The organism is Arthrobacter sp. SDR-2R (assembly GCF_057747955.1).
The window spans coordinates 2,907,271-2,918,657 of the sequence record NZ_CM173231.1 but is presented as its reverse complement, the minus strand read 5'-3'; the positions used below and the strand labels follow the sequence as shown (position 1 = coordinate 2,918,657).

Annotated in this window: 10 protein-coding genes; 5 read left to right on the top strand and 5 right to left on the bottom strand. The window is 60.5% G+C overall.

Going from position 1 to position 11,387, the window contains the following annotated elements:
* Positions 1-33 precede the first annotated feature (33 nt).
* Both AC3ANU_RS13535 and AC3ANU_RS13530 read right to left on the bottom strand, forming a co-directional pair.
* Positions 34-1,338 carry a flavin monoamine oxidase family protein gene (locus AC3ANU_RS13535; RefSeq protein ID WP_133832278.1) on the bottom strand — a complete coding sequence of 435 codons (1,305 nt, stop codon included), beginning with the start codon at positions 1,336-1,338 and terminating at the stop codon, positions 34-36.
* Positions 1,339-1,395: 57 nt separating this feature from the next.
* Positions 1,396-1,749 carry a cupin domain-containing protein gene (locus tag AC3ANU_RS13530; protein ID WP_056391255.1) on the bottom strand — a complete coding sequence of 118 codons (354 nt, stop codon included), beginning with the start codon at positions 1,747-1,749 and terminating at the stop codon, positions 1,396-1,398.
* A gap of 121 nt (positions 1,750-1,870) precedes the next feature.
* Between AC3ANU_RS13530 and AC3ANU_RS13525 the strand changes: the two genes are divergently transcribed.
* The 5 genes from AC3ANU_RS13525 to AC3ANU_RS13505 all read left to right on the top strand — a co-directional run bounded on the left by AC3ANU_RS13525 (position 1,871) and on the right by AC3ANU_RS13505 (position 7,400).
* Entirely contained in the window at positions 1,871-2,458 is a 588-nt protein-coding gene (locus tag AC3ANU_RS13525) for a TetR/AcrR family transcriptional regulator (RefSeq protein ID WP_082581737.1), read from the top strand.
* A 436-nt stretch (positions 2,459-2,894) separates the two neighbouring features.
* Positions 2,895-4,781, top strand: a complete 1,887-nt coding sequence (locus AC3ANU_RS13520) for a beta-glucoside-specific PTS transporter subunit IIABC (RefSeq protein ID WP_488314703.1) — start codon at positions 2,895-2,897, stop codon at positions 4,779-4,781.
* Positions 4,768-6,219, top strand: coding sequence for a glycoside hydrolase family 1 protein (locus tag AC3ANU_RS13515; protein WP_133832280.1), 1,452 nt, complete (start codon positions 4,768-4,770; stop codon positions 6,217-6,219). Before AC3ANU_RS13520 ends, AC3ANU_RS13515 begins: the two co-directional genes overlap by 14 nt.
* 42 nt (positions 6,220-6,261) lie before the next feature.
* A complete protein-coding gene (locus AC3ANU_RS13510) occupies positions 6,262-7,092 on the top strand; it encodes a PRD domain-containing protein (protein WP_133832281.1) in 831 nt (276 codons plus the stop codon).
* Positions 7,093-7,133: 41 nt separating this feature from the next.
* The gene (locus tag AC3ANU_RS13505) at positions 7,134-7,400 is read left to right on the top strand and encodes an HPr family phosphocarrier protein (RefSeq protein WP_056391300.1); all 267 of its coding nucleotides are present in this window, start codon (positions 7,134-7,136) and stop codon (positions 7,398-7,400) included.
* Between the two features lie 142 nt (positions 7,401-7,542).
* On the opposite strand, the gene AC3ANU_RS13500 is transcribed toward AC3ANU_RS13505, so the two are convergent.
* The 3 genes from AC3ANU_RS13500 to AC3ANU_RS13490 are packed head-to-tail and all read right to left on the bottom strand — an operon-like array spanning position 7,543 to position 11,360.
* Positions 7,543-8,451, bottom strand: a complete 909-nt coding sequence (locus AC3ANU_RS13500) for a ketopantoate reductase family protein (protein ID WP_056391271.1) — start codon at positions 8,449-8,451, stop codon at positions 7,543-7,545.
* Positions 8,452-8,470: 19 nt separating this feature from the next.
* The gene (locus tag AC3ANU_RS13495) at positions 8,471-9,964 is read right to left on the bottom strand and encodes an aldehyde dehydrogenase family protein (protein ID WP_082581738.1); all 1,494 of its coding nucleotides are present in this window, start codon (positions 9,962-9,964) and stop codon (positions 8,471-8,473) included.
* A gap of 34 nt (positions 9,965-9,998) precedes the next feature.
* Positions 9,999-11,360: an MFS transporter gene (locus tag AC3ANU_RS13490; protein WP_488314702.1), complete on the bottom strand. Its 1,362-nt coding sequence runs from the start codon at positions 11,358-11,360 to the stop codon at positions 9,999-10,001.
* Positions 11,361-11,387 lie beyond the last annotated feature (27 nt).

Here is an 11,387-nt window from a genome sequence, read left to right as displayed (position 1 = left end):
TCTTTGAGGATTCTTTGGGGTAGCCGTGCAGGCTTAGGCGCGACGCTGGTTGATAGTGTGTGCTGCTTCCATTCCGCTTTCAATGGCTCCGTCGATGAAGCCACCCCAGCCGTTGGCGTAATCGGAACCTGCGAACAGCAGGGGCCCGTGTGGCTGCTGGAAACTGGGGAGGGATTCGGTGAGGAATCCCGTGCGGTGCATAGGCCAGGTCTGTCCCGAGAGGGGATCGCTGGTCCAGTCGTGGCTGGCGACGTCCAGGACCTCAAGGTCCGGCACAAGGAGGTCGACGGCGGCCTGGACCTGCTGGAGGTCGGTCGCATCGAGGCGGGCGGTGTCGGGGCCGAAGGCCACCAGGATGGTGTTGCCATCCTGGTCGTATTCCGCCTGAGCGTAGTTCAGGGGCCAGTCCGCGGCCCCGAGGGCAACGAAGGGCTTGACCTCGCCCTTGACGGTGATCCAGGCCTTAATGCCTTTGGAGACCTGGCCCTCGGTGATGGCCTGCTGCTCCGGAGCCGGCAGTGCGGGCTGGAAACCGATGGTTCCCAGAGCGCCGAGGGGCACGGTGCAGATCGCGTGTCCTGCCTCGAAGGTGTCGCCGGTGCTGGTGATAACGGACGCCTTGTCGCCGGCGTACTCGACTGCGGCGACCGTCGTTCCGAGCCGTACGTCAGTGCCCTCGGCGATGCTGTTGATCAGTTTGCCGGTGCCGCCTTGGATCTTGAACGTCGCGCAGGCTTCGAAGTTGACCATCCAGTCGCCGTTGGTCAGCGCCACCCACCGCAGGGCCTGGGTGAAGGCTGCGTGGTCAACGGGGCCGTTGAAGTTCAGTGCCCAGAACGATTCCAGGATGTCGCGGGAGTAGGGCGAGAGTCCGAGTTCGGTGAATTTCTCGGGCAGCGAGACATTATCAATACTTTTGATGTCCGGGCTGATGAACGGGCTGAACGGCTGCGGGAAGTAGGTTCGGGACTCGTTCATGAGTTTCCGGTTCGGTTCGTCGATATCGCCCAGCAACTGCTCCGGGGTGCCCTCGTGGCGCTCACCGCCGGCCCACCAGTAGGCCGTCTCAGGGACCGGGCTTTGTACGGTACCCAGCCCGTAACGCTTCATCTCGGACCAGACATAGGGCTGGGTCCAGTGCACCCATGTCCCGCCCATCTCTAAGGGACGGCCCAGTTGCTCGTCCAGCCAGGTGCGCCCTCCGATCCTGTCCCGTGCTTCGAGGACAACGACGGAGTGCCCGGCCTGGCGGAGCTCGCGGGCGGCGGTGAGACCAGCGAAGCCGGCACCGATGATGATGACGTCCGCTTGCTCCGCGGTTGGGTTGGTGTTAGTCACGTTCGGCTCTTTTGCTTTCAAAACGATTCTGGGAATTGATCAGCTGGCGGCTGTTGATCAGGAGTAGACAAAGAACTCGGTGGTGTCTTCAATGACGGTCCATCGGGTCTGGGTGCCCTTATTGAAGGAAGCCGCGCAGCCGGGACGAAGGTCGAAGCTTTCTCCGCCTTCAACTTCAATGTGGAGGTGGCCCTCAAGAATGTGGAGAGTCTCGTCGGCCTCGATCAGAAGATCGAAAGGCTCCGGAGCCTCTTCAGTAGTGACGTGCCAGAAACCGGCAGAGAGCGCAGGCCGGTCCCCGTCGCCCGGGCTGCGGACCCACTGGACCTGGCCCAGGATGAACGGCTCGTACTTCTGCGGATCAAAGGCGTCGTGGACGGTGAAGCCGGTGGTGGTCTGGGAAGTGGACATCGTTGTCTCCTCGAGAGAAAGAATAATTACTAAGCGCCCGCTTAGTTGTGCGCTCCATCACATCTAAGCACCTGCTGAGTGTCGACGTCAATAGACGCTCGGAGAACGATAGAATCAAGCCATGAACGGGGATAGGCACAAGGGGTATGGCACAGGCCGGGAGGCGCTGCTGGTTGCGACAGTGCACGTCGTGGCGCGCAAGGGCCTGAGAGGCCTGACCTTCCGCGCCGTGGCGGAGCAAGCGGGGGTCAACAACACCCTGGTGGCCCACCACTTCGGCACTCGGGACGCGCTGATCAAGGCAGCCCTCGATTGGTCGGTGCAGCAATCCATCGGACTGTCGCAACTGGAAGAACTCCCCGCGACGGAAGAAGAGTTTTGCGAAAGCATCCTCGCGCTGATCGCCGAAAATCCCGACCTGCAAATCTTCCAGTACGAGATGATCCTGGAATCACGGCGAAGGCCCGAACTCGCCGAGGCCGTGCAACAGTTGTACGCACGCTACGTTGCCGCGTTCGCAGAGGGTTTACGTCGAATCGGATTCGGTCAGGAGGAGGGTGCGGCCCAGGCTGCCTTCGCGGCACTGGATGGACTGGTGCTGCAGCTCCTGGCCGGCGTCGACCGGCAAGGCGTAGAAAGGTCAATCCGCTACCTCTGGGTGGCATTAGGCGGCCACATCACTGCCGGCGCGGTCAGCGGGGCTAACTAGCAGGATTCACTGCCGGAGCTGTATATCCATGTGCGCTACTGGCCACCGCTCCACCGCCGAGGGCGTAAGCCATTCCTCTTGTAGAACCACCTCATGCGTCAGGTAGCGTCGTGAAAACGCCGCCATTTATCGCCGAAGGTTACGTATTGGGGCCTAAGCTGACGCTTTTGGCACCGATTTCTGCCGTCAGGCTGGGTGTGTACTTCACCTGATACTGCTCAGCCACATCGTGCGACAGTGTTCGCGCTCCATGGGGGCTATTGCGTGAGTTAGTGACAGGCGCTACTCTGGTGGTCGGACATGTGACTGGTAGTGCAGGCAGGATCCAATGTAACGCTTTTCAAAAAGCGGTACGTTGGGTCCTTTTTTTGTGCCTGAACGACGAGGAAACGCATCGGTGCGTACGCGCATGGACTTGGAATCCAAAGGAGGACCCATGACAACCCAGGAGAACGCGAAAGCGATTTTGGAGCATGTCGGCGGCGACGCGAACATCACGAACCTGCACCACTGCTCAACGCGCCTACGCTTTAGCCTCGCCGACGACAGCAAGGCCGATGTGGCTGCACTCAAGGCGGTTCCGGGCGTCCTTGGCGTCGTCAAGGGTTCGTCCCAAACCCAAGTCGTTGTCGGCGACCGGGTTGTTGACACCTTTGCGGCGATAGAGGCGCTTCGAGGACCGGGCGGCCAGCCAACTTCTCCATCTGAAAGGGTCCCATACAGCTGGAAGTCCCTGGGCGGTACCGTCATGGACTTTGTTGTTAGCGTATTCACCCCCATCATTCCGGCCATTGCGGGGTCCGGTATCTTCAAATCGTTGCTCGTTTTGGCATCTGCGCTGGGGTGGCTGGACGCTAAGAGCGATAGCTACAAACTGCTGGCCGTCATTCCCGATGCGGTCTTCGGGTTCATTCCCTTGCTGGTGGCGTATACCAGCGCCAGGAAACTGAAAGTCAACATACCTCTCGCCATCGGTCTCGTGGGCGTGATGGTCTACCCCGCCTTCACTGCATTGGCCACCAAGGAGGGCGGCGCCGCACTCTTCGGCCTTCCCGTACCGGTTGTGGCTTACACCGCCCAGGTATTTCCCGCCATCCTCACGGTCCTGCTGCTGGCCGTCATAGAGCCGCTCTTCACTAAGCTGGCGTGGGCTCCCATCCGGATCTTCTTCGTACCGATGATGTGCATCGTCATCGTTGCACCAGCGATGATCTTCCTGCTCGGGCCGCTTGGATTCTGGCTCGGAACGCTTCTCACCGGTGCTATGACCGGGCTGCACGGCTCACTGGGTTGGGTCGCCGTCGCACTGCTGGCAGGCGTGCTGCCCCTGATCATCTCCGTTGGGATGCACAAAGCCTTTATTCCTCCGACCATCGCAACGATCGCCGCGACCGGACGGGAATCGCTTTACCAGCCCGCCTCCCTGGCCCACAACCTCAGCGAGGCCGGCGCCGCCCTTGGCGTTGCCGTCCGCACCAAGAGTCCCGCGCTGCGTGCCACCGCTCTGTCTGGCGGAATCTCGGCACTTTTCGGTATCACTGAACCGGCCCTTTACGGCGTCACTCTTCAGAACCGCAGGGCTTTCATCGCCGTTGTCGCAGGGGCGGTGTCAGCCGGAGCCTACATGGGCATAATGCACGTGGCCGGTTTCGTCGCGGTTGGGCCAGGGCTCGCGAGCATCACATCCTTTATCGACGCCGACAACCCCCAGAACCTTCTGCATGCGGTCATTGGACTGCTGGTGGCCGTCGGGGTGTCCTTCGTGACGGCAGCTATCCTGTGGCGTGACGATGTGTCCGCAACCGTCCGCCAGTTCGGCGACGTGAAAGTTGAGACGCCTGAGGGAGCCCGCATCCTCAGCCCGCTCACGGGGGAGGCCATCGCGCTCTCGGAGGTGTCCGATCCGGTCTTCGCAACGGGCGTGCTGGGAGAGGGACTGGCCATCCGGCCCACTAACGGTGAGGTTCGCTCTCCCTTCTCAGGGGTGGTGACGGCCCTTCTGGATTCGAAGCACGCAATCGGCATTCGCGGTGATGACGGTGTCGAGGTACTTATCCACGTCGGTATCGACACAGTTCGTCTTGGCGGCAGCGCGTTCGTTACCCACGTGTCAGTCCGTGACAGGGTCGAAGCCGGGCAACTACTGCTCGAAGCAGACCTCGCCGCAATCACGAATGCGGGTTATGACACCACTACTCCCGTGGTCATAGTCAACTCTGCCCGCTTCGATGTCAGCCCCGTCGAACCACACGCCATTGCGGCCGGAGACCTGCTTCTGGTCGTCAACGAAAAAATCAAGGAGAAGATCGATGCCACTGCCTGAAACTTTCCGATGGGGCGGCGCCCTGGCAGCAAACCAGGTAGAGGGCGCCTGGCGCGAGGGGGGCCGCGGTCCGGCTGTCTCCGACGTCGCAACCTACAAACCTCACGCGGATCCCAAGGACTACGCCGTTCACCATCAGGTGACGGTGGAAGGCATCAACGCGGCGCTGGCCGACCAGAACGACCAGATGTATCCCAAACGGCGCGGCATAGATTTCTATCACCGGTACCCCGGCGACCTGGCATTATTCGCGGAAATGGGCTTCACCACGCTGCGGGTTTCTATTTCCTGGACCCGGCTCTTCCCAACGGGCGAAGAGGTTGAACCGCTGGCCGAAGGCGTCGCTTACTACAAGGCATTGTTCACTGAAATGCGGCGCCTGAACATCGAGCCTCTGGTGACTCTCTCGCATTATGATCCCCCGCTGGCACTGGCTCTGAAAAACAACTGCTGGGTTGAGCGCCGGACGATCGAACTTTTCGAGCGCTTTGCCCGGACCTGCTTCACAGAGTTTGGACACCTGGTCAAGCTCTGGCTCACCTTCAATGAGATCGACGGCATAACACGGCACCCGTTCACGTCGGGCGGCATCATTGACCAGACCGTTGAAGGCAGCCTGGATCAGGCCTGTTACACGGCTCTGCACCATCAGTTCATCGCCGCTGCGTCGGTGACCAGACTGCTGCGGGAGATCTCACCTGATGCCCAGATGGGCTGCATGCTGACCATGCTTGTGACCTACCCCAATACCTGCCGGCCGGAAGACGTGGCGGCGACCCAAGCCAAGGAACGGCTCCTTTACCTCTGCTCCGATGTCCAGGCAGGCGGCGGCTACCCCCGTCTGGCACTTCGTGCCCTCGAATTGCGGGGTGTGAAGATTCCTTTTGAGGATGGTGATGTGGAGTTGTTGGCCGAAAATACCATCGACTTCATATCGTTCAGCTACTACAACTCCATGACCGAGTCGGCAGACCCCAACGCGGAGCGCACGCCCGGAAACACCGTGCTCGGCGTGAAGAACCCCTTCCTGGGATCCACCGAGTGGGGGTGGCAAATCGACCCGATCGGACTAAGGATCGCGCTGATCGACCTCTACGACCGCTACGCAAAACCCCTGTTCATCGTCGAGAACGGTTTGGGAATGCGTGATGAACTCACGGAGGACGGCAGGATCCACGACCCGTACCGGATCGAGTACTTCCGGGCACACTTCCAGCAAATGATCCAGGCCATAGAGGAAGGGGTGGACCTCATGGGATACGTAAGCTGGGCGCCCATCGACCTGATCAGTTCATCAAGCTCACAGATATCAAAGCGCTACGGTTTCATCTACGTTGACCAGGACGATCTCGGCCGCGGAAGTGGTAAGAGATACAGGAAGGACTCGTTCTTCTGGTATCAAAAGGTCATCGCATCCAACGGGGCCGACTTGAGCTAGCACTGCTTCGAAGTTCTTGGCATCGTCAACGGAGACAAACACATGCAGATCATCACAAAGGTGCTCAACTCCAGCGTCCTGCTCGTCGAAGACGAACAGGGAGTTGAGCATGTTCTGCTCGGCAAGGGAATTGGTTACGGCCAAAAGGCAGGCACCTGGGTGGACGGGACGGGTGTCGACCGGGTCTTTGTGTCCCTTGACGATGCCAACCATCGAAACTTCGTTGAATTGCTTGGACAGGTCCCTGGCGAGTTCGCCGAGTTCACCCGGGCTATTGTTGCCGACGCGAAGGCCGAAGGCCTCGAACTGGACGAACACATCTACCTGTCGCTCACAGACCACCTCCACTTCGCCGTGGAGCGCCAAAGACGCGGACTTTTCGTTGTCAACCGGCTCGCCTGGGAGGTCCGGAACGTTTATCCGACGCAATACGCCGTGGGATCCCGCGCGGTTGAGAGGATGAATCAACAGGGCGGTTTCAACCTTCCTGACGACGAAGCGGCCAACATCGCGTTTCACATAGCCAACGCCGAACGGGGCAAAGCCGGACTTGATTCGATGCGGGTCGTCGAGCTCATCAGGGCGGTTTCGACCATCGTGTCGAACGTATCAGGGGTGAGCCTGGACCGTCAGGACCTCCATACGTCCCGCTTTATAACCCACCTTCAGTACATGGCTGAGCGGTTCTTCGCCTCCCGACTGCTTACCAGCGATGACGATTTCCTGTTCAACAGTCTCAGCGAGCGTTATCCGAAGGCAGTCTCCGCAGCCGAACGGGTGCGGACCTTTGTCGCTCAGAAGTACCACACAGACTTGCCCAACGAGGAAGTGGCTTTCCTCGCCTTGCACATCGCCAGGGCATCAAACGGATAAAAATGGCGCGGCACACCCTCGCCATCACGAAAGGCACCTCCATGACACAACGAACAGCAACGATAGCGTCCACCGCAGGCCTGCACGCGCGCCCGGCTGCGGTTTTCGCCAGGGCAGCAGCAGACTCCGCTCATGACGTATCCCTGAGTACCAACGGCCAGACCGTGGACGGCCACAGCCTCCTCTCCATCATCACCCTGGGCATAGCCCACGGGGACGAAGTCGTCATCGACGTAGCAGGCGAGGATGCAGGCAGGGTTGCGGACGAACTGGCTGCGCTCCTTTCCTCGGACCTGGACGCCCACTAGCTACACGGTCTGCTGACTCGGAATCCATCCCATCCGGTCGCACCACACAGGCAAAACAGAACGGTCTTCCTGTCCAGCGGGCAGGAAGACCGTTCTATTATTTGGTAACGCCCTCAGACGCCCGATTTCCGGGGAATCCGATTTACGATACAGCTGACAGGACTAGTTTCGATAGCGTCCAAAGCACGGGTGTGGGGACGCCCGCCTCCTGTCCGAGGCGCACTACAGCGCCGCCGATGTAGTCGATTTCGGTGCGTCGTCCGGCTTCCCGGTCCTGCAGCATGGACGTCTTATGGTCCTTATGACGGGTGAAAGCATTCTCAAGAGCTGACTCTACGCGGTCCCGCTGCAGTGTGACTCCCTTGGTCCGGGCGACCGCGGTGGTTTCATCCAAGACCCGATCAACAATGCGACGGGCTTCCGGACTTGAACCGATTTCCCCTACAGTTTGGCCGGTCACGGCACTGAGCGTGTTCAAAGCGGCATTGAAGGCGATTTTCTCCCAGATGGCCTGATGGATGGCCGGATCGGACGTGGCATTCAGGCGCGCCGTGTTGAGCCTGGCCGCCAGATCATCCGTTTCCCGTTCCAGGCCGCCGGTGAGCGGCCCGAGACGGACCTTCCCGCCGGAGCTTGTGCTGAGAAAGCCCGGCCGTTCCAGATCAGCCGGAAAGTCCGTGATCCCGATCCACGTTCTCTCCGCACCAAATTCCTTCGCCAGGATTTCTGCGTTGCCAAGCCCGTTCTGCAGGGTCAGCCCCATGCTCCGCTCATCGATGAGATGCCGGATGGATTCGATGGCCGCAGCGCTGTGGAACCCTTTGGTGAACACCACCACCAGCTCAAGGGGTTCGGCAAAGTCCTGCGCCGTGCCTGCCCTGGCTGGTGCATGTTCGGCCTGTCCGTCGGTGGTCAGGCTAATCCCGTGACGGTTCAAGGCTTCGATGGTCGTCGCTGAAGCATCGATGAACACAACATCGTTGCCGGCAAGCTGCAACCGGGCACCAAACAACTGGCCCATTGCCCCTGCGCCGAGAATTCCAATGGTCATTGGTATGGTCCTGTCGGTGTTAGAACGGGTACTGGCGGGGGCTGCTCTGGACACTGACCCAGTGGTCTGTGGTGAATTCCTGGATCGCCCACTCGCCGTTGAAGCGGCCGAGCCCGGAGCTCTTCTCTCCGCCGAAGGCAACGTGTGGTTCGTCGTTGACGGGGATGTCGTTGATGTGTGTCATGCCGGCTTTGATGCCCTTTGCGAAGGCAACTCCACGTTCGGGACTTCCGGTGAAGACCGCGCTCGAAAGCCCGAAGCTGCTGTCGTTGGCCAGTTGGAGCGCATGGTGTTCGTCCCGGGCCCGGAGGATGCCTACCAGCGGTCCGAAGATTTCCTCACGGGCTATCTCCATGTCGGGATTAACGTCCGCGAAGATGTGCGGGGGCAGGACGTTTCCGTTCACCTGCCCGTCGAGTACCGTGCGGGCACCCTGCTCTTGGGCGAGCCGGATCTTTTCCTGCAGCCCCTGAAGCTGTTTGCTGTTGATTACTGGCCCGATGATGGTGGCTGGATCAGCCGGGTTGCCCACGGGCAGGTTACGCACACGGGCAGCGAACTTCTCCACGAATTCATCATGGACTGCATCATCGACAATGATCCTGTTGATCGCCATGCAGATCTGTCCCTGGTGCAGGAACTTGCCCATCGCCGCGGCCCTGACCGCCTGGTCAATGTCTGCGTCTGCAAGCACCACGAAGGGGCTGTTGCCACCAAGTTCCAGCGCCACGTGCTTGAGATGTTCGCTGCTGGATGCCAGGCGTGCCACGTTCTGTCCCACCGGGGTGGAACCCGTGAACGAGATGAAGGACGGAACCGGATGTTCTACGAATGCATCACCGATTTCTGATCCTGCCCCGATGACGACGTTAAGGACCCCTGCCGGCAGGCCTGCTTCTTCGAAGACTTTCGCCAGTACGAGCCCGCCGGTGACCGGGGTGTCGCTGGCTGGCTTGATGACGACGGCGTTGCCCAAGGCCAAGGCGGGGGCGATGGACCGCTGCGTGAGGTGCAGTGGAAAGTTCCAGGGGCTGATGACGCCGACGACTCCCAGCGGCCGGCGGTAAACCCGGTTTTCTTTGCCGGCGGTGTTTGACTCAAGGATGCGCCCCTGGACCCGGTGCGGGAAGGAAGCTGATTCGATGGTGATGCCGATGGCCGCACCGAGCTCGATATTTGCCTTGAGGACAGTGCTGCCGGATTCGGCTATGAGCCAGGAGATGATTTCCTCGCGGCGGGTTTCCATTATCTGTGCCGCTTTCAGCATGACCTTTTGACGGGCGGCGGGGCTGGTGGCTGCCCACGCTTTGCCTGCTGCTTCCGCGCTGCTGAAGGCGTCGTCCAGGTCGCTGGTGTCTGCTTGCCGAAGCTCGAGCAGTTGTTCGCCGCTGAATGGGTTGGACACCTTCAACACCGACGGGGAGTTGCCAGCGCGCCACTGACCACCGATGAACTGGTTCCCGGTGATCCATGAAGTTTGATTGGGGGTTTCGCGCTCGATTTCTACAGTCATCTTTCACTCCTGATTGGATTGTTTGGTTTTGTCTCTAGTTGGTGCCTGCGTGGGTCGCGGCTGCTACCGGACCCGGCTGCGACGCATCTTTTTTGTGGGAGGTCCGCGTTGTGAAGACAAGGAGGACGGCAATGATGGCGACGATCCCAGGGGCGGCAAAGATGAAGAAGTTCTGCTCCGGTGGAAGATTCATCGCCAGCAGGCTTCCTCCAAGTACCGGCCCTGCGATTGCTCCCAAACGTCCCACGGCCGAGCACCAGCTGACACCCGTGGACCGGATGGCGGCCGGGTAGAAATCGGCGCCAAAGGCATGCACAACTGCCAGGGTGCCGACCGTGGTGGCTCCAGCCAAGAAGAGCAAGGCGTTGAGCAGGACGGGGGAGGGGTGCATGCCGAGGAGGAGAAGGGAGATGGCTGCGAGGGCGAAGAATGCCACCAGCACTTTCTTGTTGCCGAACCGGTCACCGAGCCAGCCCCCGGCGAGGGCGCCGGCGGTGGCCCCGATGTTGAGAACGACCAGGAACTGCAGGCTCGAGCCGAGGTCGAAGCCGCTGGCGATCATGATTTTCGGAAGCCAGGTGTTCAGGCCGTAAACCATGAGCATGCACATGCCGAAGGCGACCCAGATCATGGGCGTACCGAGTGCGCGTCCGGCCCGGAAAAGTGCCGCTGGAGATACGGATTCCCGCTCTTTGGCTGCAGGCAGTGACCAGTCAGCCGAGGACGCATCAACGGACGGGGCTGACCGGTTCAGCAGCTTGCGGGCCTCAGCGGCACGGCCGCGGTTCATGAGGAACGCCATGGATTCGGGCATGTGACGGTAGATCAGGGGAAGGATTAGCAGGGAGATGCCGCTGACAAAGAACACTGCCCTCCAGCCGAGCAGAGGGAGGATCCACATTGCAACAAGGGTGGCGATGATCGATCCGACCGAGTAGATGCTCAACATGATCGTGGTCAGGGTGTGCCGTTTAGCGGCAGGGGAAAGTTCATTCATAAGGGAAACGATGTTGGGGATGACGCCTCCCAGGAAGATGCCAGTGATGAAACGCAAGGCCCAGAAGACGTCCGGGTTAGGGGCAAAGCCTGTAGCGATCGCTGCGAGGGAGAACAGGAGGGTTCCGTGGACGATGATCGGGCGTCGTCCGACCCGGTCGGCAAGGGAACCCAGAACGAGGGCCCCACACATCATGCCCATCAGGGCGGCGCTTCCAAGCCATCCTGCCTGGTCCGGCCCGAGGTTCCACTCCTTCATCAGGGTCGGGAGTACGGAGCCGTAGACGATCAGGTCGTAGCCATCGAAGAACATGATGAACGAACAGCACAGAAGCAGGATCATGTGGAATTTGGTCAGCGGTGCTCCTGCCATGAGGGAGCCGGGGGTGGAGTGCGTCATTGCGATTCCTTACCTGGGGTTGGGAGG